Origin of the sequence: Hafnia alvei (genome assembly GCF_034424155.1) — a bacterium.
Classification (GTDB): domain Bacteria; phylum Pseudomonadota; class Gammaproteobacteria; order Enterobacterales; family Enterobacteriaceae; genus Hafnia; species Hafnia alvei.
The window spans coordinates 4,148,895-4,174,851 of sequence record NZ_CP139992.1 but is presented as its reverse complement, the minus strand read 5'-3'; the positions used below and the strand labels follow the sequence as shown (position 1 = coordinate 4,174,851).

Below are 25,957 nucleotides of genomic sequence, written 5' to 3'. Positions count from 1 at the left end.
GACAATATGGCAACTTTGCGAGAATTAATTATCAAGGTATCGGCAAACTCGAGTTCTTTTCAAACCGAGATCGCCCGAGCCTCCCGCATGGGGAATGATTATTACAAAACGATGGAACAAGGAGGAAAGCGGGCATCTGCAGCAACAAAACAAACACAGAGAGCGCTTCAAGACCTAAATTCAGAAATGGCCTCGGTTAAATCGAGTGCAGCGAGCATGGCTGGGGCATTTGCAGGGGCTTTTGCAACTCATCAGCTAATCCAGTATGCAGATACTTGGAGCCAGTTGAGCGGTCGCCTTCGCTTGGCGTCAACATCAACGGACGATTTTTCTGCAGCTCAAAGTGCCTTGATGGAAATTAGCCAGCGTACAGGGACGTCTCTCGAAGCAAACTCGAGTCTATATAGCCGTATTGCCTCCTCTTTACGTGACGCGGGATATGCATCAAAGGATGTGGCTTCCGTCACCGAGACTATCGCAACTTCACTAAAGCTTTCTGGTGCCAGCACGGAGGAGGCGAGTTCCGTTATCACTCAGCTAAGTCAGGCTCTTGCTTCTGGTGTATTACGTGGTGAAGAGTTTAACTCCATCATGCTGAATGGGGGCAGACTGGCAAAATTGTTAGCAGATGGGATGGGGACAAGCGTTGGTGGTTTGAGAAATATGGCAGAAGCCGGAAAACTCACCACTGACCGCATCGTTCCGCTACTAACGAACGTTGAGCAATTGCGTAAAGAGTTTGATACGTTGCCGGCGACAGTAAGCGGATCCGCTCAGAAGGTTCAAAACTCCTTTATGGCGTGGGTTGGTGGTGCCAACCAAGCCTCAGGCGCGTCGGCAATGCTGGCAGGTACGCTAGATAGCGTCGCTGAAAATATGAATACCGTTGCCGCCGCTGCTGGCGCATTAGCTGCCATTGGCGGGGCGCGTTTTGTCGGTGGAATGCTCGGAAACGTTGGCACTCAGACAGCGCAGTTGATTGACGCCCGCAAGAATGAGATTGCCTTATCTGCCGCACGCGCAGAAGCGGCGATTCAGTCGCAACGTAAAGCAGCTGCAGACGCCATTGCTGCCGAACAAGCACACCAGTTAGCGGCAAAAGAACTTGCGCTCGCAAAAAATACCAACGAAGAAGCGATGGCCACACAGAACGCCACCGCCAAGCGCAGTGCGCTGATTGCTGCAAACGCGACGCTCGTACAATCCAATAAAGCGGTATCTGCGTCTCAATTGGCGTTAAATAAAGCCACATCGGCTATGTCGCTGGTGCGTTCTGGGGCTGCTGGACTATTGTCGCTTGTCGGTGGTATTCCGGGGGCGCTAATGCTAGGTGCTGGGGCGTGGTACATGATGTACCAAAAACAAGAACAAGCCAAAGAATCGGCGATACAGTACGCAGGCACACTTGATGAGGTTGTCGCTAAATCTCGGGAGATGAGCCAACTGCAGCTTAAAGGGGCTATCGCTGATGCAGGATCTTCTATTGATGCTCTTAGGGATAAAATAAATGAGCAGGCCACATCTCAACGAGAAGCTGCAGAAGCAGTTTCCGAATATCGTAAGCAACTTGACGGGTTAAAAGACTCTGAAGCCCCGATAGCTATCATTTCTGATGCACAGGAAAGATTAAATGAAGCACAAAGAGAATTCGATAAAATTTCTCGAGACGTTTCGGAATCAACCTACAAGTTAAATAATGCTACAGATAATCAAGCAAAGCTTCAGGGGGAATTGAACGGTAAGGTTTCTGCCTCTGATGCTGCTTTTGCCAAGTATCAGAAAAACCTATCAGATACTACGAACCTTGCTATTGCCAATGTAAACGCAATGGCTACAACCTTACAATTTATTGACTCCTTAAATCAAAAAAGCAATCAGTCAGGTACTTCTGGTGCATCGAAAGGTTTGACACAAAAGCAACAAGAGGCGATGGATAAGGCACAGCGCCAGAATATATTGGCAGGATTGCAGGGATTAGAAAAAGCGAGACAGCAGGCAACGTTTGAGGCTGATGATCTTAACCTCCCCTCTGGGCAGTATGAAAAATATATCAATCTTGCCGTTGAGGGAGAAAGAAAGCTCGAGGCATTACGGCAAAGTAAACCGCATAAAGGTGCCAAGACCGAGGAAGAGAAAACCGCTGATACCTATGAGAAGCTGATTAAGCAGCAGAAAGAGCAAATTGCATTGGATGGCCAGAACACCGAACTCGCGAAAGCTAAGTATCAAATTAGCCAAGGTGAACTACAAACGCTGACCGCTTCACAGAAACAAACGTTACTACAAAATGCCGCGCTGATTGATCAGCAGAAAATAAAACAGCAAATCGCCGCCTATGAGGCCAATCTCGCTGATAGTAACGCCAGTGCACGCGCTTCTAACAATGCTGAGCTGGTGGGCTATGGTCAAGGTTCATTGACTCGTGGGCGTATGCAGGAAATGCTCAAAATACGTGAAGAGTTTGAGCAGAAAAATGTTGAGATCCAACGCCAGTATCAGGGAGGGGAAATCTCTGAGAGCCTGTATAAACAGGAGGTTGCACTCAACAAAAAATATCTTGATGAGCGTTTACGTGATCAGGAGGGCTATTACTCTGCGTCTGATGCCATGCGTAATGACTGGAATGCTGGCTCTGCCGAGGGCTTATCTAACTGGATGGATACCGCCTCAAATTATGCTGATCAAACTGCAAGCCTTGTCAGTAACACCATGAGCGGGTTTGTGGGGAGTATTTCTGACGCTCTTAGTGGGAATAAATCTAGCTGGGAGGATTGGTCTAAATCCGTGCTGCAATCTATGCAAAAAATTATTCTTAACGCCATGCTTGTCAACAGCATTAAAGGACTGGGTGGCGCAGGATTCATGAGCATGTTCGGAGGCGGCGCTTCTGGGGCTTCGGGTGACGCCGGAGGGGCATTTAGTAGTGGTGCTTACGGTAATCTCACTCTTAACGCCAAAGGTGGTGCGTATGCCTCAGAGGGGCTAAGCGCTTACAGCAATAGCATTGTTGATACTCCTACTTATTTCGCATTTGCCAAAGGTGCGGGACTTATGGGTGAGGCAGGGCCAGAGGCAATCATGCCGTTAACTCGCTCGCCGGATGGTTCTCTTGGGGTAAGGGTGATGGGTAGTCAGCCAGAAATGAGTAACGGATCATCCTCGCCTAATATCACTCAACACATTCATGTCAATGGTAACGGTGATGCTGCTTTGATAAGGGCCATGGAGGAAGCCGCCCGCAAGGGTGCCAACGATGGGGCTAAAAAAGCGCGAATGGATATATTGCAAGATTTCCAAACGCGGGGACAGGCTCGACGGTTGCTGGGTGTTTAACCAATATGCAGTAGAGAAAATAATTCCGTATTGGTTCGCTAATGTTTAAGTTCGTTCAGAACCATGTGTAGTCAATGGTGTAGTCAATTCCAATAAAAAGGCGCTAATCCAGTCAAGGAAAAGCGCCTTTTTTCAATACGTTAACTGATTAGTATCAGTTCATGCCGTATTTTTTCAATTTCTTACGCAGAGTTCCGCGGTTAATTCCCATCATCAGCGCAGCGCGGGTTTGGTTACCGCGAGTGTACTGCATCACCATGTCTAACAGTGGCTGTTCTACTTCAGCCAGTACCAGCTCATACAGATCATTAACGTCCTGACCATTCAGTTGAGCAAAATAGCCTTTCAGGGCTTGTTTAACCGAGTCACGCAGTGGCTTTTGAGTCACCTGGTCCTGGGAGTTTACGGTAGAAACGGTCAGTACGTCAGAATTTACGCGTTGTTCGAACATAGTTCTGTCAGCTCTTTTTTTACGCTAAGATTTTCGAAATATGCCTCCAACGCCTCCAGCTGTTCGCTGGCATCCTCTATGGCGTTGAATGTGCGCCGAAACTGGTCACATGGGGCGTGTTCTTGGAGATACCAAGATACGTGCTTGCGGGCAATGCGAAATCCCTTACCAGAACCGTAAAAATGATGCAGTTCTTGTACATGCCCTAATAACAAGTGCTTAACTTCCTCCAACGGCATGGGCGGAAGCAGCTCCCCTGTGTCCAGATAATGCTGGATTTCCCGGAAGATCCAGGGTCTCCCCTGAGCGGCACGTCCTATCATCAGAGCGTCGGCTCCGGTGTAGTTGAGTACCTCTCTGGCTTTATGCGGGTCAGTTATGTCTCCATTCGCGATAATCGGGATGGAAACACTCTGCTTAACTGTCCGAATGCTGTCGTACTCCGCCTCGCCGTTGAATAAGCAAGCACGTGTTCGGCCATGAATAGTCAGGGCCTGAATTCCGCAGCGTTCAGCCAATTGGGCAATCTCAACACAGTTACGGTGTTCTGGGCTCCAGCCCGTGCGAATTTTTAGCGTTACCGGTACATCCACAGCGTTAACTACCGCGCTGAGGATTTTTTCAACCAAGTCGGGATACTGCAAAAGCGCAGAACCCGCGAGTTTGCGGTTCACTTTTTTCGCTGGGCAACCCATATTGATATCAATGATCTGCGCGCCGCTATCAGCGTTGATTTTGGCCGCAGCAGCCATGTCATCAGGGTCACACCCGGCAATTTGCACGGCTCGGATCCCAGGCTCGTCTAAATGCACCATACGCAGACGCGACTTATCTGTCTGCCACACTTCCGGATTGGAAGAGAGCATTTCAGAGACAGCCATCCCTGCACCCATTTCGTAGCAAAGCGTCCGAAAAGGGCGATCGGTTATGCCGGCCATAGGCGCAGCAATAAGGCAATTTTTAAGTTCAATGTGTCCAATGCGCATAGACAAAGACTGACCATACTGTGTCCGCAAGGGCGCGTATATTACGCATTTTTGCTTGGATATGAAAGGCCAAACTTTGAACAATCCTCTGTTGTAGATCAATGAAATCGCGGGCTGAGGGCTGGTGTTTGATTATTTTTGTTGTTTAACATATGGTTATATTGCGATGGTTAAAAAATGCTCTTTTATTTTTTACCTTTAGTATTCGTGGTTTTAACCTGTTTTTGGCAGCGTCAGTCAAACAAATTGCTGATTAAAGCAGCAATAATGACGCTATAAATGGGATGCATATCGCATTTTAGAGGATGATATGGACAGTGAAATCGCATTATTTTGGTCGAAAATAGTACAAGCACACCCAGATTTAGCGGGCCGTCCTTATCATGCTGAACAGTTTGGTTCGCCGGGTGAGTTAGCGCAGCAGCTTGCAGACCTTATCGTCAGCGGCGATAAATATGCTACCTGCGGTGCCTTGGTGGAGTATCAGCAACAGGGAAGCACCATTCCTCACGTGGGTTACCTGACTATTGTGCTAGATGGGCGTGAAAAGCCCGTGGCGGCGATAGAAACCACGCAGGTGTCTTTGCGCCGCTTTCGTGATGTAGACGCCGTATTCGCGGCGGCAGAGGGGGAAGGGGATAAGTCTTTGGCTTATTGGCGGCAGGCTCATCAGACATTTTTTGAAGAGTCCCTTGCGGCGATAGACAAAAACTTCACTGAGGATATGTGGCTGGTCTGTGAGTATTTCCGGTTATTGGGTATTGCTGAAACAAAAACAGCGCCAGAATAAGGCGCTGTTTTTAATGGTGGTTCGTTGTGAACGTGGGAATATCGCTTAGCGGCGAATACCGGTAATGCGGCACCACTCTTCGCGTTCTGCTACCGGATCGATAATAAATTTATCTTCGTAGGCTTCTGCAACGCTTGGCGCCTGCGTGGCCAATACGCCCGATAGGCCCAAATGGCCGCCTGATTTTGGCAGATCGCTGATCAGCGGTGCGAGTTCACGTAGCGGGCCTGCGAGGATATTGGCGACAACCACATCGGCACTCAGGTCGGCTGGCTGATCTTTTGGCAGATAAAGCTCTAAACGTTCAGAAACGCCGTTACGCTGGGCATTATCGCGGCTAGCTTGAATTGCCTGCGGATCGATATCGATCCCAATAGCGCGTGCGGCACCCAGTTTCAGCGCTGCGATCGCCAGAATGCCTGAGCCACAGCCGAAGTCGATCACAGTTTTGCCTTCCAGATCCAAGCCATCCAGCCATTGTAGGCAAAGGGCGGTGGTTGGATGCGTACCCGTACCAAACGCCAGACCCGGATCGAGCATAACGTTCACCGCAGTTGGATCGGGAACATCACGCCAGCTTGGGCAGATCCACAGACGACGACCAAACTGCATTGGGTGGAAGTTGTCCATCCACTCGCGCTCCCAGTCTTTGTCTTCGATCTGCTCGATTTTGTGGTGGAAGCCTTTGCCTAGCGCAGGATCGTTTTCCAGAATCGCGACAATCTCTTTCATGTCGGTTTCAGCATCGTACAGGCCGATCACGTCGGTATCGCCCCACAGCAGAGTTTCACCCGGCAGCGGCTCAAACACCGGATTGTCATGAGTATCTTGGAAGGTAACGGATACCGCGCCGCTTTCCATCAGCGCATCACTCAGTGATTCTGCCTGATTGCCGGTCGTATTGATTTTGATTTGAATCCAAGGCATCTCGAAGTCTCTATTTTGAATTTAATTCAGTGGCAGCGGACGTGGACGCACCACGTTCGCCAAAAAAGTTTCCGATCCAGAATGCCGCCAAGCTGATTAACAGTGACGGAATAATCGGATGTAAGCCGAATATATGCCAGTCGGCGGTGGCAAGAACGGTATAGCAAACGGCACCAGCAACCATTGAGCTAAGCGCCCCGTGTGCATTAGCGCGTTCCCAGTACAAACCCAGAACCAGTGGCCATAGGAATACCGCTTCAAGGCCGCCAAACGCCAACAGGTTCAGCCAGATGATCATCTCAGGTGGACGCCATGCTGCCAGCAGCAATAGCAGACCTAAAATCAGCGTAGACAGACTGGACATTCTTGCCAAACGCTTTTCATTTTTGAGCGCGTGAGGCTGCATTCCCAAGTACAGGTCTTTGACGATGGTCGCCGACGATTGTAACAGCTGAGCATTAATGGTGGACATGATCGCGGCCATCGGCGCGGCCAAGAAGATACCTGCGGCAAACGGCGGCAGGACTTTCACCATCAGCGTTGGAATAACCAGATCGGGCACTTTGAGATCGGGCAGAACCGCGCGCCCAAGCGCACCGGCTAAGTGCATGCCAAACATCAGAATGGCGACCACGATGGTGCCAATAATAATGGCACGATGTACCGCTTTGCTGTCTTTGTATGAAATACAACGCACGGCGGTGTGTGGCAGGCCAATCACGCCAAAGCAAACTAATACCCAGAATGACGCCATAAACGGCGCGCTCAGAATATCGTCAGCCCCTTCCGGTGCAACAAGTTTAGGGTCGATATTTTTCAGGGTATCTACGGCAGCGTGCAAACCCCCAGCGGCGTGGATAACACCGGCCAGCAGAATAATGGTGCCGAGCAGCATCACGAGGCCCTGCATGGCATCGTTAAGCACGCTAGCACGGAAGCCGCCCACCGACGTATAGAGCGCAATACTGACGCCAAAAATCAGCAGGCCGGTATCGTAAGGAATACCCGCAGCGGTTTCCAGCAGGCGTGCACCACCAATAAACTGCACGGTCATAGCACCGATGAAAGCGACCAGCAGACTCAGGCTCGCCACCCAAACTAATAAACGGCTTTTATAGCGCGCGTACAGCATGTCGTTAAGCGTAACGGCATTATATTTGCGTGCCAGAATAGCGAATTTCTTACCGAGAATGCCAAGCGACAGCCAAACGGCAGGCAGCTGAATCATTGCTAACAGTACCCATCCTAGCCCATATTTATAGGCTGCGCCGGGTCCACCGATAAACGAGCTGGCGCTAATATAGGTGGCGGTTAGCGTCATCGCGAGCACGAAGCCGCCCATTGACCGATCGCCAATGAAGTAATCGTTAAGGAAGTTGCCCTTTTGGCGGCGACGATAGGCATATACCGATAAACCAAATACCAATAATAGGTAGCCTACCAGCGGTAAAATGACATCAGTCTGCATCATTGTTCCCTAAAGGTATGTCTTTAAAAATCAGGCGAACCATCGCCCAGCACAGCAAAATAAACACCAGCGGCAACAGTAAACAGGCCATTTCAAACCAGTGTGGTAATCCTGTTATGCCCTGCAAGTTGTTTGGGATATATGCGGCAGCGATCCATAGCACCAAATAAGCAATGGTTAGCCATAAAGCCCAGCGTGCTTCACGGTTCGCCTGCGAAAAGCGTGCATCCATGGGGATCTCCCCTGTTTGAATAAGAAGTCAGAAGGTACGGGATTTTACGGCAACCCTACTTTTAATGCAGCGTTATCGTTTCTCTGGACGATTCGGCAGCTAAAAAGCAAAAAGGCCGGTTACCCGGCCTTTTTAGGGAGCTAAAACTCACGCGCAGTTATTTTTCCTGCAAACCGAGTTTTTTCTCCAGATAATGAATGTTAGTACCGCCGTGTTGGAAGTTCTCATCACTCATAATCTTCTGTTGCAGCTCAACGTTGGTTTTGATGCCGTCGATGATCAGTTCCGCCAACGCATTTTTCATGCGAGCGATAGCTACGTCACGGTTTTCACCGTAGCAGATAAGCTTACCAATCATGGAATCATAGTACGGAGGTACAGTGTAACCCGCGTAGATATGAGATTCCCAACGAACGCCAAAGCCGCCCGGCGCGTGGAAGCGCGTAATTTTACCCGGGCTTGGCAGGAAGGTATCAGGATCTTCGGCGTTGATACGGCATTCTACCGCATGGCCACGAACCTGGACTTCGTGCTGTTTGATAGACAGAGGCTGTCCTGCAGCGATACGCAGCTGTTCTTTAATCAGATCGACGCCGGTGATCATTTCAGTCACTGGATGTTCAACCTGAATACGGGTGTTCATTTCGATGAAATAGAACTCGCCGTTTTCGAACAGGAACTCGAAAGTACCCGCACCGCGATAGTTGATGTCTACACAAGCTTTAGAACAACGTTCGCCGATGTAGCGACGCAGCTCAGGTGTGATGCCTGGCGCTGGTGCTTCTTCGACGACTTTCTGGTGACGACGCTGCATTGAGCAGTCACGTTCAGCCAGATAGATCGCGTTGCCTTGACCATCTGCCAGCACCTGAATTTCGATGTGGCGTGGGTTTTCCAGATACTTTTCCATGTAAACCATGTCGTTGTTGAAAGCCGCTTTGGCTTCCGCTTTCGTCATGATAATGGATTGTTCCAGATCTTTATCGCCGCGAACAACACGCATACCGCGTCCGCCGCCGCCGCCAGAGGCTTTGATAATCACTGGGTAACCGATGCGTTTGGCGATGGCTTTGTTCTTCACCATATCGTCGCCTAATGGGCCGTCAGAACCCGGTACGCAAGGGACACCTGCTTTTTTCATCGCGCTAATCGCAGAAACTTTATCACCCATCAGGCGGATAGTTTCAGCGCGTGGGCCGATAAAGATAAAGCCAGAACGCTCGATTTGCTCAGCAAAATCAGCGTTTTCAGACAGGAAGCCATAACCCGGATGGATCGCTACGGCGCCAGTAATTTCAGCCGCAGAGATAATCGCAGGGATATTTAAATAGCTTTTGACTGATTGTGCAGGGCCGATACAGACGGTTTCGTCTGCCAGCAGCACGTGTTTCAGATCGCGGTCAGCCGTGGAGTGAACTGCTACGGTTTTGATTCCCAGCTCTTTACAAGCGCGCAGGATACGCAGGGCAATTTCACCACGGTTGGCGATAACAATTTTATCTAGCATGACTCGCCTCGTTATTCGATGACGACCAGAGGCTCGTCAAATTCAACCGGTTGGCCGTTTTCCAGCAGGATGGCTTTCACCACACCGGATTTGTCGGCTTCAATCTGGTTCATCATTTTCATTGCTTCTACGATGCACAGTGGATCGCCAACATTCACTTTTTGGCCCACTTCAACAAACGCTTTCGCATCTGGGCTTGGAGTACGGTAGAAAGTACCGACCATCGGAGAACGTACAATGTGACCGCTAATCGCTGCCGGAGCGTCTGCTACAGGTGCTGCCGCAGGCGCTGCTGCTACTGGAGCTGCCGCTTGCGCAGGTGCTGCTGCATAGTAAGGCTGCATCATAGGCATGCTGCCTGCTGCTGGGGCACGACTAATGCGTACTGATTCTTCACCTTCAGAGATTTCCAGCTCAGAAATGCCAGATTCTTCAACCAGTTCGATCAGTTTTTTGATTTTACGAATATCCATGTGTGATTCCGTACTCTTTGTTGTTACGTAGAATATAGATGCTCATCTGTCTGAATCTGAACCCTGGGTTCGGATCGACCGAGATGACATCCTTAGTTAAATTTTTTCAGGCGGTTAACTGCCGCCTGCAGGGCGAATTCGTATCCACCTGCACCCAAGCCGCAGATAACGCCAACAGCGATATCAGACAGATAGGAGTGATGACGAAAAGGCTCGCGTGCGTGCACGTTCGACAGGTGGATCTCGATGAACGGGATTTGAACTGCCAACAGTGCATCGCGGAGTGCTACGCTGGTATGCGTAAATGCCGCAGGGTTGATCAGAATGAAGTCAGTGTTGCCTCGGGCAGCATGAATACGATCGATAAGCTCAAATTCGGCATTAGACTGCAAATGACTGAGCGAAACATTCAGCGCATCGGCGGCCTGTTCTAAATGGCTGACAATTTCTGGCAACGTGGTGCTGCCGTATTTGTCTGGCTCACGCGTTCCTAACAAATTTAGGTTAGGCCCGTTTAAAAGCAAAATGTTGAACTTATCTGCCATTGTGCTGCTATCTCCGGCAATCAGACGATCATCGTCAAAATAACCCTATGTCACCGACTTGTCACCTTTTCTGTGTCAATTTGTGGCACAGATCTGCGTATAAGGTCGGGCATTATAATGATTTCGTGGCAATTAGCAGCTAAATACTGGTCGAATCAGCGAAGATATTCAACTACGAATTCCGATAGATAGAAACACGTTGAATGAATTTGAATAGAAAAATACTAATAAGTTCCAACCGTTACCGCCACCATTGGCGAATTTTCTGATAACGGAATGCTAACAATATAATTGCTCCAATCGCGTAAAAAATAGGCAATGGTGAGAGTGTTTTCACCGACCACAGGTAGTGAATCGGCGCTAGGATGGCCACAATATAGACAAAATTATGTAATTTCTGCCAGCCAGAACCCATTTTTCGCATCGCCCACTGGGTGGATGTCACCGTTAAAGCAAATAAAATCAGCCAACTGATGATACCTAAGGTGAGATAAGGTCGCTTGATCAACTCACTGCCCAGCAGGGTGAAGTCTAACCCAAGTTCCAGAATTGTATAGCTGGCTAAGTGAATTGATGCCCAAACAAAACACCAAACTCCAAGCAAACGGCGGCAGCGAATTAGCAACGGTTGTTTCCCGTAGCGCGCCAGTGGGCTAATAAGAAGGGTGGCCAGCAGCAGTTTTAGCGCCATTCTGCCGGTGAAATGCTGAATATCTTTGGCGGGATCGGCGCTAAGCAGTCCCTGTGTGGTCGCAAATACTAACCAGAGCAGCGGCAGGCTTGCCGCTAGCCAGATCAGCACTTTGACTATCTTTATCTGTTTGAGCGTGAGTCTTTTCATGTTTGGGCTGTTGACCTCGTACTCTAGGCTTCTGATGGATCATCTTGAGCGCATCGGGTTAGATGGTTAGAAAAACTTCCTCAGATCCATGCCTTGATAGAGCGGTGCGACCTGTTCGGCATAACCATTAAAAAGCAGCGTTGGTTGACGTTTGACGTCCAAAATGCCGCCGGAGCCAATAAAACGTTCGCTGGCCTGCGACCAACGAGGATGATCGACATGTGGATTCACGTTGGCATAGAAACCATATTCGTCCGGTGCGCTGGCATTCCAGGTTGTCGGCGGCTCATCGTGAGTTAAGCGGATGCTGACAATCGACTTAATCCCTTTGAAGCCATATTTCCACGGTACCGTGAGACGCAAAGGGGCACCGTTTTGCGGCGGTAGCGCTTTGCCATAGACGCCCGTAGTGATCATGGTGAGTGGATGCATGGCCTCGTCTAAACGCAGACCTTCAATATAGGGATATTTAAGCCCGCCGCCGATAAAGCGATCTTTTTGCCCCGGCATGTTGTCAGGGTCATAAATAGTTTGAAACGCCACGTAGCGAGCTTTGCTGGTGGGTTCCGCCATTTTTAGCAGTTTTCCCAGCTCAAATCCTATCCACGGCACCACCATCGACCAAGCCTCAACGCAGCGCATGCGATAAATGCGTTCTTCCAAGGCAAAGTGTTTATAGATGTCATCCATATCGAGCGTGAGCGGTTTGGCGACTTCGCCGTCGATGCGAATTTTCCAGCCTTCGGTTTTTAACGTTCCGGCATTGGCTGCGGGATCGGCTTTATCCAAGCCGAACTCATAAAAGTTGTTATAGCCTGTCACTTTATCTTCCGGCGTGAGCGCGAGCTTTGCTTGGTACTCTGCCGGTTGGGTAAATTTCAGTGGTTTGCCTGCCGGAGCCGCTGGGCGATCGTGACCCTTAAACCAAGAAAGAAGATCGGCCTGAGCAGCATGGGGAAGTGCTAAAGATGCAGCGGTAATGCCTAACGCTTTGAGTACGCTGCGGCGTTGCTGAAACACGCTCTCCGGCGTGACATCTGATTCAGTGAATCTTGGAAATTTAACCATGATCGATGCCTCTTGTTTTTCTTAATTATCGTCGCTGTTGAAAAACATGATGGCAGGAATTACGCGTAATGGAGGAGTATCACGAAATTGTTATAAACTCGTCATACTTAGCGTGAAGGTTCCCTCTCCTTAGTGGGAGAGGGAAGTGTTTAGTGTGAACTAGCAGGACGCTGCTTAGCGAACTTTCACTAAGGTGCGGCCCGTGACTTTGTTATCGATTAAGGCCGCGGCTGCTTCTGCGGCTTTTTCCAGCGCAACTTCTGTTGATGCATGTTCATAGAAGCTTTCCGGCAGTAAATCAGCCAGACGCTCCCATGCTTGGGTGCGACGTTCATGCGGAGTCATCACGGAATCAACGCCTTGCAAGCGCACATTGCGTAAAATAAATGGCATCACTGTGGTGGGTAACTGATAGCCACCGGCTAACCCACAGGCGGCAACCGTGCTGTTGTAGTCCATCTGAGCCAAGACTTTCGCCAGCACTTTATCGCCAACGGTATCAATGGCACCGGCCCAAATTTGCTTTTCTAATGGACGGCTGTCGGCGGTGAAATCACTGCGTGGCAGAACTCGCTCTGCGCCTAGTGATTTTAGATATTCTTCATTGCTATCACGGCCACTCACGGCAACAACGTGGTAGCCCAAGCGAGTCAGTAACGCAATAGCGGTACTGCCCACGCCGCCGCTGGCACCTGTAACCAGAATTTCACCGCTTTCTGGCGTCACGCCGCCATCTTCGAGAGCCATAACGCACAGCATGGCGGTAAAGCCCGCTGTGCCAATAATCATGGCCTTACGCGCATCCAGCCCCTGAGGTAATGCAACGAGCCACTCACTGCTAACACGAGCTTGCTCAGATAAACCGCCCCAATGATTTTCTCCCACGCCCCAGCCGGTGAGGATCACGGATTGACCAATATGGAAACGCGGATCTTCGCTGTGATGGACGGTACCGGCAAAATCAATGCCGGGAACCATTGGGAAATTACGGATAATTTTGCCTTTACCGGTGATCGCCAAGGCGTCTTTATAGTTAAGGCTGGACCACTGGACATCAACGAGAACATCTCCTGCGGGGAGATCGTCAGTTTTCAGAGTCTGAATATTGGCAACGGTTTTGCCATCAATTTGTTCAAGCACTAAAGCTTTCATTCGGGAGCCCTCGTTGAGGTCATTAAATTGCCAAAAGATCGAGAAAATACCGCGAGACGCCTCATTCATTGACAAAAATCGTCTCGGATTAATTAGGAATTCGCTATGCTAATAGATTAATCAGTGTGTGAATAATTTCAAAAGTTGTCTTTGATATAGAGCAATGAAGCTCTTAGGATGTCGGTGTGCGCAATGGAAAGGCGCTTGGGAGCCAAATTTACGGCTAAGTTACATTATATAGGTGGGTACTGACAGGGATGCGTATCACAACCAAGTTGTTTGCGTTTATTACGGTCTTAGTGGCATTGGCGATGTTGCTGATGTTGCTGGGAAGTACATACAGTTTTTTCAATCAAAGCCATCATCGGGCTGAAAACCAGCTTAATGCCCTCGCGACGACTATTGATCAGCTGTTGTTGACCGAGCCGCGCAGCAATATCAAAAAATGGCTGCCGGTGGTTATGCGCTCATCTGGCGTAAATGAAATCATCGTCCACAATAATTCTCATCAGGTCTATCAGCTTAAATTACCGACCAGCTACAACGCGTGGGATACGCTAACCAACCAGCGCTATGTTGACGCGCCTTTAATGCATCATCCAGGCTATAGCCTAAAAATGGTGTATATCGATCCCACGGCGAGCTATACACGCTCGCTGGAAACCATGTTTCCCGTGACGGTTTCTATCGGTCTGATGATTTTGGTGCTGCTATTTAGCTATCGCTGGCTACGTGAACAAACGCTGGGGCTCGAAAAGCTAGAGCGGCGGGCGCGGAAAATCTTGGGCGGTGAGCGAGAAAATGCGGTTCGTGGCGACGTACATGAGTTTCCACCTAACGCGAGTAGCGCTGTCGATCGTCTACTCTCCGATCTGGCCGATGCGCGCGAAGAGCGCGGGCGGGTCGATACCTTGATCCGCGCTTTTGCGGCGCAAGATTCTCGCACTGGCCTCAATAACCGTCTCTTTTTTGATAATCAACTGACGACGCAGTTAGAAGATGAAGGTGCGCACGGCGTAGTGATGGTGATCCGTGTGCCAGACTGGGAATCGATGGCGGGTCTGCCAGGTAAACGCGAGCGTGAAGAATACCGCTATTCACTGGTGAATATGCTGTCGACGTCGGTCATGCGTTATCCATCTGGGCTATTAGCCCGCTATTTCCAAAACAATTTTGCCGTGTTGCTTCCTCATCGATCGTTAAAAGAAGCCGAAGGGTTTGCATCTCAGCTCATTAACTCGGTCAGCGCTATTCCTCCTGCCAACGGGATTGATAGCGAGGAAGTATTGCACATCGGGATTAGCCTTTACCATTATGGGCAAAGTACCGAGCAGGTGATGGATCAGGCCGAACAGGCAGCGCGCAACGCGGTGCTACAGGGCAGTAACGGCTGGTTTATTGATAGTAACCCCGTACCGGAAGTGGTACGCGGTAGTGTGAAATGGCGCACGCTATTAGAACAAACGCTTGCACGAGGCGGCCCAACGCTGTTGCAAAAAGAAGCGGTCAGCGTGAGTGGAGAAGTGCATCATCACGATATTCTTCCTTATATTTACGATGGGGGGCAGGCGCTTCCAAGCGCGGAATATTATCCGCTCGTTCAACAGCTTGGCATGGCTGAAAGCTATGACCGGCAGATGCTGCTTCAGATTATTCCTTTATTACGTCATTTTTCTGCTGAGAAACTAGCCTTTCCGGTTAGTATTGACTCATTATTGCAGCGCAGTTTCCAACGTTGGCTGCGTGACACGCTGCTTCAGAGTGAAAAATCGCTTCGCCAGCGTATTTTGTTTGAACTGTCTGAGGCGGATGTGAGCCAGCATATTGACCGTTTGCGCCCTGTTGTGCGCTTGCTGCAAGGTTTGGGCTGCCACATTGTTATCTCTCAAGCAGGGCTCAAAGTGGTTAGCACTTCTTATATCAAGCAATTACAGGTGACGTTGGTAAAACTTCATCCTGGCTTGGTTCGTAATATCCATAAGCGGGTAGAAAATCAGCTGTTTGTTCAGAGCTTGACGGGCGCGTGTGAAGGCACGTCGGCACAGGTTTTTGCCGCAGGCGTACGAACTAAAGAAGAATGGCAGGTACTAAAAGACAAAGGGATCGCCGGTGGCCAAGGAGATTTTTTTGCAAAACCAAGGCCTGTTAGTCGTGTGTAAAAAAAATATTCACATCGACAATAAATTGGCCTTTTTGTCGCGTGAAATTCACGTAGAATAGCGCGCGACCAAGTCATTCATAGTTGGTAGGTGCTAACGTTAGTGACCACCTGCCGATTGATACAAAAGACCGTCCGCAGTATTCGACGCATTAATGTATCGAAACTGTTCAGCAATAGGTTGTCTATTGGTCAAATATTGTCTGTCGGTCAGTTTCAAAGCTCATGTGTGCTGTGTTTTACCGTTCAACGAATTACCGGCGTGGTGTTTCTGTGGCCGCTGAAGGTGAGATTGTGCTGTTATTTCTCTGACCTGTAGGCCTAATTCATTGAATCTCAAACATGGTGTAAATTTTCACCGAAGTAGGACGTTTTTGCGCCTTGTCGCTGCTTCGCGTGGTTGGTAAAGTAGGCGGATTTTATTTTTCGCCCCCAGCTTTCAGGATTATCCTTCAGTTATGTTTAAGAAATTTCGTGGCATGTTTTCAAATGACTTGTCCATCGACTTGGGTACAGCCAATACCCTGATTTATGTGAAAGGACAAGGCATTGTATTGAACGAACCGTCCGTAGTGGCGATTCGTCAGGACCGCGCAGGCTCCCCGAAAAGTGTAGCCGCGGTAGGGCATGAAGCTAAGCAAATGCTGGGCCGTACGCCAGGTAATATTGCCGCGATTCGTCCAATGAAAGACGGCGTTATTGCCGATTTCTTCGTGACTGAAAAGATGCTTCAGCACTTTATCAAACAGGTGCATAGCAACAGCTTTATGCGTCCAAGCCCGCGTGTCTTGGTGTGTGTGCCAGTAGGTGCAACGCAGGTTGAACGTCGTGCAATCCGTGAGTCTGCGCAGGGCGCAGGTGCTCGTGAGGTCTTCTTGATTGAAGAACCAATGGCAGCAGCCATTGGCGCAGGTTTGCCTGTTTCTGAAGCTACCGGCTCAATGGTGGTGGATATCGGTGGTGGTACCACTGAAGTTGCCGTTATCTCCCTTAATGGCGTGGTTTACTCTTCTTCTGTACGTATCGGTGGTGACCGCTTCGATGAAGCTATCATTAATTATGTGCGTCGTAACTATGGCTCACTGATTGGTGAAGCAACCGCCGAACGCATCAAACACGGCATCGGTTCTGCTTACCCTGGTGATGAAGTTCACGAAATCGAAGTTCGTGGCCGTAACCTGGCAGAAGGTGTTCCTCGTGGCTTCACGCTGAATTCCAACGAAATTCTGGAAGCTCTGCAAGAGCCTCTGACCGGTATCGTAAGCGCGGTGATGGTTGCTCTGGAACAGTGTCCACCAGAATTGGCTTCTGATATTTCCGAGCGCGGTATGGTTCTGACCGGCGGCGGCGCACTGCTGCGCAACTTAGACCGTTTGCTGATGGAAGAAACCGGTATTCCAGTTGTTGTTGCCGAAGACCCGCTGACCTGTGTGGCGCGTGGTGGTGGTAAAGCGTTGGAAATGATCGATATGCATGGCGGTGATTTGTTCAGCGAAGAATAATCGGCCAGTAGGTAGGAGCTTGGCTCCTGCTTGCCGGTGATGCCACGTGTTTGCCACCGGATTGGGAATTCCCAAGCCGGTGGTTGTGCATCGTGGAATCGCTAAAACCGCTCGGGAAACGCTTGCCTGTTTCCCTGCTGTCGAGGATAACGCAATTTTATGAAGCCCATATTTAGCAGAGGCCCTTCTCTGCAACTCCGACTTTTTCTGGCGGTGGTTGTTGCTATTGGATTAGTGATTGCAGATAGCCGTTTTGGTACTTTTCTGCAGATTCGTAGCTATCTTGATACCGCCGTTAGTCCTTTTTATTATCTGTCAAATGGACCTCGTCAGATTCTGGACAACGTTTCAAGTACGTTGGCCACCCGCGAACAATTGGAACTGGAAAACAGGGCATTACGCCAAGAACTCCTATTAAAAAATAGCGATACCCTGTTACTCGGTCAGTTCAAACAAGAGAATGCCCGTCTGCGTGAGCTGCTGGGATCGCCGTTGCGTCAGGATGAGCACAAAATGGTGACGCAGGTCATCTCCACATTGCCCGATCCCTATAGCGATCAGGTGGTGATAGATAAAGGTAGCAACAGCGGCGTTTATTTTGGTCAGCCTATCATCAGTGATAAAGGCGTAGTCGGTCAGGTTGTTGCCGTCGGCAAAATGTCTAGCCGAGTGCTGCTGATCTGTAATGCTTCACATGCTTTGCCTATTCAGGTATTGCGCAATGACATTCGCGTGTTAGCCGCGGGTAACGGTTGTACTGACGATCTCCAGCTTGAGCATCTTCCTGCCAATACCGATATTCGCGTCGGTGATGTCTTGGTGACATCCGGCTTGGGTGGACGTTTCCCTGAAGGCTATCCGGTTGCCGTGGTTTCTTCGGTTAAAGTGGATAACCAACGTGCGTATACCGTGATCAAAGCGCGTCCAACGGCGGGGCTACAGCGCTTGCGCTATCTGCTGCTGCTGTGGGGTGCCGATCGCAATGGCACCATGCCGCTGCCGCCAGATGAAGTACATCGTGTTGCCAATGAACGTTTGATGCAGATGATGCCGCAGGTGTTACCGACGCCGTCAGAAATGGGGCCCCAACAACCCGCGCCAGCTGCAGGTATTATCCCGCCGGGAACGACTCCCGTTGCGCCAGTAACGCCTACCAATAACGCTACCAGCTCAGCCACTCCTGCGGTTTCGCCTTCAGCCACAACGCTTCCTGCTCGTGCGCAAGGAGGTCGTTAATGTCGGGATATCGTAGCCAAGGACGGTGGATTATTTGGTTGTTCTTTCTGCTGGCCTTCGTATTGCAAATAATGCCGTGGCCGGACGAATTGATGATGTTTCGGCCGAATTGGTTAGCCTTGTTTCTGATTTACTGGGTGATGGCGTTGCCGCATCGGGTTAACGTTGGCACGGGTTTTGTGCTGGGCCTGATCTGGGATCTCATTTTAGGCTCCACGCTCGGCGTTCGCGCGTTAGCGTTTAGCCTGTTGGCATATCTGGTCGCATTCAAATTCCAACTATTCCGCAATATGGCACTCTGGCAGCAGGCTCTGATGGTGGTATTACTCACGGCTGCCATGGACGTTGTTGTTTTCTGGGGTGAATTTGTTGTGGCAAATGCCTCTTTCCGTCCAGAGGTATTCTGGAGTAGTGTGGTTAACGGCGTGCTGTGGCCGTGGCTATTCTTGCTGATGCGCAAAGTTCGTCGTCGTTTTGCGGTGCAATAATTTACCTTAGGGTAAAGCTCATTTATTTATAACGAGAATTATCAATGGACTCTATCTATCTGGGATCTGGATCGCCGCGCCGTCGCGAATTATTAGCGTTAATGGATATTCCATTCGAGCGCTTGATTATTGATGTGGAAGAACAGCGCCAGCCAGAAGAAACGCCATTGGAATACGTTTGCCGTTTGGCTCAGGATAAAGCGCGTGCAGGTGTTGATGCTGCGCCAGAAGACAAACCGGTGCTGGGTGCTGACACGATTGTTGTGCTAGATGGCTTAGTGCTAGAAAAACCTAAAAATGAGGCTCATGCGGCACAGATGTTGCGCCAACTATCTGGGCAAACTCATCAGGTGATTACCGCGGTTTCATTGGCAGATAGACAGCATCAGTTATATTGTCATGTGGTAACCGACGTGACATTTCGATCTCTCAGCGAACAAGATATTCACGACTATATCGCCAGCGGCGAACCCATGGATAAAGCGGGTGCATACGGGATACAAGGAAAAGGTGGCTGCTTCGTCAGATCTATTACCGGTAGTTATCATGCCGTAATGGGACTACCGTTAGTAGAAACACAAGAGCTACTTAAACAGTTTATGGCGTTACGGGACGTGAGGAGAGACCATGACAGCTGAATTGCTAGTTAACGTTACACCTTCAGAAACACGGGTCGCCTACATTGACGGGGGGATCCTGCAAGAAATCCATATTGAGCGTGAATCTAAGCGTGGCATTGTGGGTAATATTTACAAAGGGCGCGTCAGCCGTGTACTTCCCGGCATGCAGGCGGCTTTTGTCGACATTGGATTAGATAAAGCGGCATTTCTACATGCCTCGGACATTATGCCGCACACCGAATGCGTGGCGGGTGATGAGCAAAAAAACTTCCACGTACGTGATATCGCTGAGCTGGTTCGTCAGGGACAAGACCTGATGGTTCAGGTTGTCAAAGATCCCCTTGGAACAAAAGGCGCACGCCTAACCACGGATATTACGCTGCCTTCTCGTTATCTGGTCTTTATGCCGGGAGCGAGCCACGTTGGCGTTTCTCAGCGTATTGAAGGCGAAGCGGAGCGCAATCGTCTGAAGTCTATCGTTTCTGAATACTGTGATGAGCAGGGCGGATTTATTATCCGCACGGCGGCGGAAGGTATTGATGACGAAGAATTGGCACAAGATGCCGCATTTTTAAAACGTTTGTGGACCAAAGTAATGGAACGCAAGCGTCGTAATAAAACCAAATGTAAGCTGTATGGCGAATTAGCCTTAGCGCACCGCGTATTGCGTGATTTTGCGGGTGCCGCGTTAGATCGCATCCGCGTTGATTCGCGCCTGAATTTTGATTCATTGACCGAATTCACCCGTGAGTACATTCCGGAGATGACGTCTAAGCTTGAGTTATATACCGGCAAGCAGCCCATTTTCGACCTCTATGACGTTGAGAACGAGATCCAGCGGTCGCTCGATCGCCGTGTTGAGCTAAAATCGGGTGGCTATCTGATTATCGATCAAACGGAAGCCATGACGACGGTGGATATTAATACCGGTGCGTTTGTGGGCCATCGTAATCTGGATGAAACCATTTTCAACACCAACGTTGAGGCGACTCAGGCGATTGCTCGTCAGCTACGGCTGCGCAATTTAGGCGGAATTATCATCATTGATTTCATTGATATGAGCAGTGAAGATCACCGTCGCCGCGTGCTGCATTCGTTGGAGCAGGCGCTTAGCAAAGATCGTGCGAAAACCAGCATAAACGGTTTTTCCCAGCTAGGATTAGTGGAAATGACGCGCAAAAGAACGCGCGAAAGCATTGAACATGTGCTGTGCAGCGATTGTCCAACCTGTCGCGGGCGTGGAACGGTGAAAACCGTCGAAACCGTATGCTACGAGATTTTGCGTGAGATCGTTCGTGTACACCATGCTTATGACAGCGATCGGTTCTTGGTTTACGCGTCACCTGCCGTTGGCGAAGCGCTGAAAAGCGAAGAATCTCATTCTTTGGCTGAGGTGGAGATTTTTGTGGGTAAACAGGTCAAAGTACAGATTGAGCCGCTTTACAACCAAGAGCAATTCGACGTGGTTATGATGTGATTTGAACGCTCAGCTTACGATTATGATTTCAAGGAGAAGAGCGTGAGGCGACTGTCTGGATACTTACTAGCGACACTGGTGGCATTGATTGTTCTGGTGGCGTTGATAGTGAGTGGTCTGCGCTTGGCTCTGCCTCACCTTGAAACATTTCGCCCGCAGATCGTTGAAAAGATTGAACAGTATTCTGGTGTGCCGGTAAAAATCGGCGCGCTGAATGCAAACTGGCAGTCATTTGGCCCCACGCTGGAAGTGCGCAATATTTCTGTTGCGCAGCCAAAAGGTAATATCAGCATTCAGCGAGTAACCGTTGCGCTGGATGTTTGGCAGTCCCTGCTGCATTGGCGTTGGCAGTTCCGCGATCTCACTTTTTATCACTTACAGGCCGATAGTAATGAGCCTTTAAGCGGTTCCTCGTCCGATTCAAAGGGCATCGAAAGTGACGGTATTACGGACATCTTCCTTTACCAGTTTGACCACTTTATCCTGCGCGACAGCAAGATCACCTTTCCAAGCCCGTCGGGCCCGCGTATCCAGCTTGAAATCCCTAATCTGACTTGGCTAAACACCGCCACGCGCCACCGCGCAGAAGGTCAGGTCATGTTCTCTACGCCAGAAGGTCAGCACGGCAATATGCAGGTCAGAATGGATCTGCATGACAAAAACGGCTTGCTCAGCGATGGCACCGTTTATTTGCAGGCCGATGAAATAGAGATGAAGCCATGGCTGAGCCGCTGGGTAAACCGCAATACTGGGTTGCATAGCGCGCGGTTCAGCTTAGCGTCTTGGTTAACCGTGACCGATGGCGAAATCCAAGGTGGGCATCTGTTGTTAAAACAGGGCGAGGCCAACTGGAGCACTGCGGATAAGCAACATGAACTGACGGTGGATAATCTTACGTTACAGGTTGGGCGCATTGCCGGCGGTTGGACGTTTGATATTCCGCAGCTTAATTTGAGCACCGATGGCGTTGCATGGCCGAAAGGCTCGTTGAGCGCCATGTATCGTCCCGAAAATACCCATTTTATCGGCCCAGATCAGCCTGAAGAACTGCGTCTGCGTGCGACAGATTTACAGTTAGAACGCATTGGACCTATTTTGCCTACGCTGGCGTTTCTTACGCCTGATGCCTTAGGGCGCTGGGACGATATTCGCCCCAAGGGCCATATCGCCTTCGCGGGTGTTGATATTCCCCTGCAACAACCTGAACGAGCGCGCTTTATCGGGGAATGGCAAGACGTCAGCTGGCAGCCGTGGAAATTGCTGCCTGGTGTTAATCATTTCAACGGCAGCATATCCGGTAGTGCGATGAACGCGGGCCTGAAATTCTCGTTGAAAGACAGCTTATTGCCGTATGGCGATATGTTCCGAGCGCCGCTCGAAGTGAGTCACGCCAGCGGTTTCGCCACGTTTATCAACAATGACAAAGGCTGGTCGCTGTCGGGGGATAATCTTGACGTACAGGCGAAGTCTTTGTGGGCGACCGGCGAGTTTAATTATCAGCATCCTAAAGAGGGCCAGCCATGGTTGAGCATCTTGTCAGGGATCCGTCTGTATGACGCGGCACAGGCATGGCGCTATTTCCCAGAGCCCTTGATGGGAACGCATTTGGTTGATTATCTCACCGGCGCATTGGAAGGTGGGAAGGTGGACAATGCTACGCTGGTCTACGCAGGGAATCCGCATTATTTTCCTTATCTGCATAATGAAGGGCAGTTCCAAGTCTTTGTTCCCCTGCGTGATGCCACTTTCCGTTTCCAGCCAAACTGGGAGCCGCTGAATAATCTCGCTATCGATTTGAATTTCCTCAACGATGGTCTGTGGATGAATGCGCCGCACACCAAGTTAGGCGACGTTGACGGCACAGATATCACGGCCGTAATCCCTGTTTACCAAAAAGAAAAGCTGCTCGTTGACGCAAAGGTGGCAGGTTCTGGCAAGGCTGTTCATGAATACTTTAAAACATCGCCATTAGCCGATTCAGTCGGCGCGGCCTTGGATGAGTTGGAAGTGGGCGGCGATGTCAGTGGGCGCTTACATCTTGATATCCCGCTGGATGGCAAAGAAACTCGTGCCACCGGTGACGTTGCTTTTAAGAATAACTCCTTGTTGATCAAGCCGCTGGATAGCACCTTTACTCAGCTCAATGGTTCACTGCATTTCGATAATGGCAATTTAACCAGTAGCCCAATGAATGCCGCTTGGTTTGGTCAACCGGTAAACTTCACCTTCTCAACGGCGGAAGGTGCACAGGACTTTGGCGTAGATGTGGCGATGAACGCTGATTGGCAGCCCGCGAAGCTGCCGTGGATGCCGTCGGCGTTAGCGAAAGAGGTTGCGGGCTCTGCGCCTTGGAATACCAAAGTGGCGATTAAGCTGCCGCATAAGGGCCATCCATCGTATGACGTTCAGGTTAACGCGGATCTGAAAAATGTAAGCAGTCACTTACCGTCACCGTTAGATAAACCACATGGCCAGGCATTACCATTGGTAGTGAATGCTAAAGGCGATTTGAATGGTTTCATGCTGACAGGGAATCTGGGGCCGAAAAATCACTTTAATAGCCAAATTATTCTGCAAAAACACGGTGTGAAGCTGGCTCGTGCCGCGTGGAGCGACAATAGCCGTAAAATCCCTGCGTTGCCTGAAAGCGAGTCGTTAACGTTGAATCTGCCGGCTCTCGATGGTGAAGAGTGGCTCGCGGCGCTGGCTCCCGCGCTGGGAGAGAAGGCGGGAACCGCAGCTTCAAACTTCAGCTACCCGCAACAGGTTAACCTAACCACACCACAGCTCATTTTAGCGGGACAAACGTGGCATCAGTTGACCGTTTCGGCTTCAAAATTGGCGAATGGCACGCATATCAGCGCTAAAGGACGTGAAATTAACGGCGAAGCTGATTTAGATAATAACAACGTGTTACGCGCCAACGTGGCCTACCTATATTACAACCCGCAGTGGAGCACTGTGTCTCCAAGTGCTGCGCCTTCAGCAAACAGCGATGCGCCACCGGCCGTGGAACGAGTCTCCTTTAGTCAGTGGCCAAGCATGATCCTGCGTTGCCAAGACTGCTGGATGATGGGACAGCGTCTACGTCAGGTAAATGCCGATCTAACGCCGAACGGCGATCAACTGATGCTGAAAAACGGCCTAATTGATACCGGAAATACCAAAGTTACGCTGAGCGGCATGTGGAATCAGAGTAACAGCAAAGATCATACTTGGCTGAAAGTACAGGTTAAAGGCGCTAACATTACCACCAGCAGCGACTATTTTGGTTTTAGCTCGCCGCTGAAAAACTCTCCGTTTGATGTTCATCTTGATTTGAACTGGATAGGCGAACCGTGGCGGCCGCAGGTGAACTCGCTTAATGGTTCGCTAAGCAGTAAGCTGGGTAAAGGTGAAATTGATAATGCGGGCGGCGGTCGCGCTGGACAACTGCTCCGGTTAGTGAGCTTCGACGCCCTGCTGCGTAAACTAAAACTCGATTTTAGCGATACGTTCGGTCAAGGGTTCTACTATGACAGCATTCGCGGCAATGGTAAGTTTAAGGATGGTATTCTATCCACCAATGATTTACTGGTAGATGGCTTAGCCGCTGATATTGCGATGGATGGTAACGTGAACCTTGTGACTCGCCGTATCGACATGCAGGCGGTCATCGCGCCGGAGATTTCGGCTACCGTCGGCGTTGCAACGGCATTTGTTATCAACCCTGTCGTTGGAGCCGCCGTGTTTGCTGCATCAAGAGTATTGGCGCCGTTGTGGAATAAAATATCGCTGATACGCTACAACATTACAGGCAGTTTGGATCACCCAACCATTAACGAAGTTTTACGCCAGCCAAAGGAGAAATAGCACGATGAGGAATGCAAATATTGCTTTATTGCAACTGTGCAGCGGAGATAACACCCGTTCGAATCTGGCGCAAATAGAACAGCAAATCAAGCAGTTGAATAACAATATCAAGCTGGTGATGACGCCAGAAAACGCACTGTTGTTTGCTGATTCGAAAGCCTATCACGAGCAGGCCGAGCAAGAAGGCAAAGGCCCGTTGCAGGATGCTATTCGTGATATGGCGCGCCGTTACGGGGTGTGGATCCTGATTGGCTCAATGCCGCTAATTAGCCGTGAAGACAGCAAGCAAATCACTGCCAGCAGCCTGTTGTTTGACGATCAAGGCGAGCTGAAAGCGCGTTACGATAAGCTGCATATGTTTGATGTTGATATTAAAGATACGCATGGTCACTACCGTGAATCTGATACCTATCAGCACGGTGAACATCTGACCGTGGTCGATACCCCAGTGGGAAAATTGGGTATGACTATCTGTTACGATCTGCGTTTCCCCGGTTTATTCCAAGCGTTGCGTGATAAAGGCGCCGAAATTATTTCCGTGCCTGCGGCGTTTACCCGCGTAACTGGGGAATCTCATTGGGAAATCTTGCTGCGTGCTCGCGCAATTGAAACTCAGTGCTATATTTTGGCTCCGGCTCAGGTTGGTCGTCATGGCGCAACGCGCCGTACGTGGGGACATACCATGGCGGTGGATGGCTGGGGCAATGTTATTGAACAGAATGCCGATTTGGTCATGCCGATTAAAGTGAAGGTGAATACTCACTCACTTGAAAATATTCGCACCCAGATGCCGGTCGCACAACACAACCGATTCCAGCCGAAGCTGGTTAATCCTTTGGATCAATAAGAGT

The 25,957-nt window shown here is 50.0% G+C and carries 21 protein-coding genes; 10 read left to right on the top strand and 11 right to left on the bottom strand.

Translation table 11 applies throughout. The features are described 5' to 3' along the window. Nucleotides 1–6: 6 nt before the first annotated feature. Complete coding sequence (locus U0008_RS19245) at nucleotides 7–3,333, top strand: phage tail tape measure protein (RefSeq protein WP_043488964.1); 3,327 nt, start codon at nucleotides 7–9, stop codon at nucleotides 3,331–3,333. 154 nt (nucleotides 3,334–3,487) lie between these two features. On the opposite strand, the gene fis is transcribed toward U0008_RS19245, so the two are convergent. Together fis and dusB are read right to left on the bottom strand one after the other, a co-directional pair. Then, the gene (gene fis / locus U0008_RS19240) at nucleotides 3,488–3,784 is read right to left on the bottom strand and encodes a DNA-binding transcriptional regulator Fis (RefSeq protein ID WP_004097144.1); all 297 of its coding nucleotides are present in this window, start codon (nucleotides 3,782–3,784) and stop codon (nucleotides 3,488–3,490) included. Further along, entirely contained in the window at nucleotides 3,766–4,770 is a 1,005-nt protein-coding gene (gene dusB, locus U0008_RS19235) for a tRNA dihydrouridine synthase DusB (protein WP_043488967.1), read from the bottom strand. Before dusB ends, fis begins: the two co-directional genes overlap by 19 nt. Before the next feature lie 310 nt (nucleotides 4,771–5,080). Here dusB and U0008_RS19230 point away from each other — a divergent pair, with 310 nt between their 5' ends. After that, nucleotides 5,081–5,560: an ASCH domain-containing protein gene (locus tag U0008_RS19230; RefSeq protein ID WP_043488968.1), complete on the top strand. Its 480-nt coding sequence runs from the start codon at nucleotides 5,081–5,083 to the stop codon at nucleotides 5,558–5,560. Nucleotides 5,561–5,605: 45 nt separating this feature from the next. Here U0008_RS19230 and prmA read toward each other — a convergent pair whose 3' ends face one another. The 9 genes from prmA to acuI form a co-directional block, all read right to left on the bottom strand. Further along, complete coding sequence (gene prmA / locus U0008_RS19225) at nucleotides 5,606–6,487, bottom strand: 50S ribosomal protein L11 methyltransferase (protein ID WP_004097150.1); 882 nt, start codon at nucleotides 6,485–6,487, stop codon at nucleotides 5,606–5,608. Nucleotides 6,488–6,497: 10 nt separating this feature from the next. Then, entirely contained in the window at nucleotides 6,498–7,955 is a 1,458-nt protein-coding gene (gene panF, locus U0008_RS19220) for a sodium/pantothenate symporter (protein WP_025798458.1), read from the bottom strand. After that, on the bottom strand, nucleotides 7,945–8,187 hold the full coding sequence (locus U0008_RS19215) for a YhdT family protein (RefSeq protein WP_025798456.1): 243 nt from the start codon (nucleotides 8,185–8,187) through the stop codon (nucleotides 7,945–7,947). The genes panF and U0008_RS19215 overlap by 11 nt, the downstream gene beginning before the upstream one ends. Before the next feature lie 157 nt (nucleotides 8,188–8,344). Next, complete coding sequence (accC, locus tag U0008_RS19210) at nucleotides 8,345–9,694, bottom strand: acetyl-CoA carboxylase biotin carboxylase subunit (protein ID WP_025798454.1); 1,350 nt, start codon at nucleotides 9,692–9,694, stop codon at nucleotides 8,345–8,347. An 11-nt stretch (nucleotides 9,695–9,705) separates the two neighbouring features. Further along, entirely contained in the window at nucleotides 9,706–10,167 is a 462-nt protein-coding gene (gene accB / locus U0008_RS19205; RefSeq protein WP_025798452.1) for an acetyl-CoA carboxylase biotin carboxyl carrier protein, read from the bottom strand. A gap of 92 nt (nucleotides 10,168–10,259) precedes the next feature. Next, nucleotides 10,260–10,712 carry a type II 3-dehydroquinate dehydratase gene (gene aroQ / locus U0008_RS19200; protein ID WP_043488971.1) on the bottom strand — a complete coding sequence of 151 codons (453 nt, stop codon included), beginning with the start codon at nucleotides 10,710–10,712 and terminating at the stop codon, nucleotides 10,260–10,262. A gap of 241 nt (nucleotides 10,713–10,953) precedes the next feature. After that, nucleotides 10,954–11,553, bottom strand: coding sequence for a protein-methionine-sulfoxide reductase heme-binding subunit MsrQ (gene msrQ / locus U0008_RS19195; RefSeq protein ID WP_040045624.1), 600 nt, complete (start codon nucleotides 11,551–11,553; stop codon nucleotides 10,954–10,956). Between the two features lie 66 nt (nucleotides 11,554–11,619). Beyond that, complete coding sequence (gene msrP / locus U0008_RS19190) at nucleotides 11,620–12,621, bottom strand: protein-methionine-sulfoxide reductase catalytic subunit MsrP (protein WP_043488973.1); 1,002 nt, start codon at nucleotides 12,619–12,621, stop codon at nucleotides 11,620–11,622. A gap of 174 nt (nucleotides 12,622–12,795) precedes the next feature. Beyond that, nucleotides 12,796–13,773 (bottom strand): acrylyl-CoA reductase (NADPH), encoded by a 978-nt coding sequence (gene acuI, locus U0008_RS19185; RefSeq protein WP_043488975.1) that lies wholly within the window; start codon nucleotides 13,771–13,773, stop codon nucleotides 12,796–12,798. Nucleotides 13,774–14,030: 257 nt separating this feature from the next. On the opposite strand from acuI, the gene csrD reads away from it, so the two are divergent. The 8 genes from csrD to nit1 all read left to right on the top strand — a co-directional run bounded on the left by csrD (nucleotide 14,031) and on the right by nit1 (nucleotide 25,953). Next, complete coding sequence (gene csrD / locus U0008_RS19180) at nucleotides 14,031–15,932, top strand: RNase E specificity factor CsrD (protein WP_043488978.1); 1,902 nt, start codon at nucleotides 14,031–14,033, stop codon at nucleotides 15,930–15,932. Between the two features lie 457 nt (nucleotides 15,933–16,389). Beyond that, complete coding sequence (gene mreB, locus U0008_RS19175) at nucleotides 16,390–17,433, top strand: rod shape-determining protein MreB (RefSeq protein WP_012147106.1); 1,044 nt, start codon at nucleotides 16,390–16,392, stop codon at nucleotides 17,431–17,433. 159 nt (nucleotides 17,434–17,592) lie between these two features. Then, nucleotides 17,593–18,669 (top strand): rod shape-determining protein MreC, encoded by a 1,077-nt coding sequence (gene mreC, locus U0008_RS19170; RefSeq protein ID WP_043488981.1) that lies wholly within the window; start codon nucleotides 17,593–17,595, stop codon nucleotides 18,667–18,669. After that, entirely contained in the window at nucleotides 18,669–19,157 is a 489-nt protein-coding gene (gene mreD / locus U0008_RS19165; protein WP_040045629.1) for a rod shape-determining protein MreD, read from the top strand. The genes mreC and mreD overlap by 1 nt, the downstream gene beginning before the upstream one ends. A 44-nt stretch (nucleotides 19,158–19,201) precedes the next feature. Continuing rightward, nucleotides 19,202–19,795 carry a Maf family protein gene (locus tag U0008_RS19160; protein WP_043488983.1) on the top strand — a complete coding sequence of 198 codons (594 nt, stop codon included), beginning with the start codon at nucleotides 19,202–19,204 and terminating at the stop codon, nucleotides 19,793–19,795. After that, complete coding sequence (rng, locus tag U0008_RS19155; protein ID WP_040045631.1) at nucleotides 19,785–21,254, top strand: ribonuclease G; 1,470 nt, start codon at nucleotides 19,785–19,787, stop codon at nucleotides 21,252–21,254. The genes U0008_RS19160 and rng overlap by 11 nt, the downstream gene beginning before the upstream one ends. Nucleotides 21,255–21,296: 42 nt before the next feature. Continuing rightward, entirely contained in the window at nucleotides 21,297–25,106 is a 3,810-nt protein-coding gene (gene yhdP / locus U0008_RS19150) for an AsmA2 domain-containing protein YhdP (RefSeq protein WP_043488985.1), read from the top strand. Between the two features lie 4 nt (nucleotides 25,107–25,110). Next, nucleotides 25,111–25,953: a deaminated glutathione amidase gene (gene nit1, locus U0008_RS19145; RefSeq protein WP_043488988.1), complete on the top strand. Its 843-nt coding sequence runs from the start codon at nucleotides 25,111–25,113 to the stop codon at nucleotides 25,951–25,953. Nucleotides 25,954–25,957: the final 4 nt, after the last annotated feature.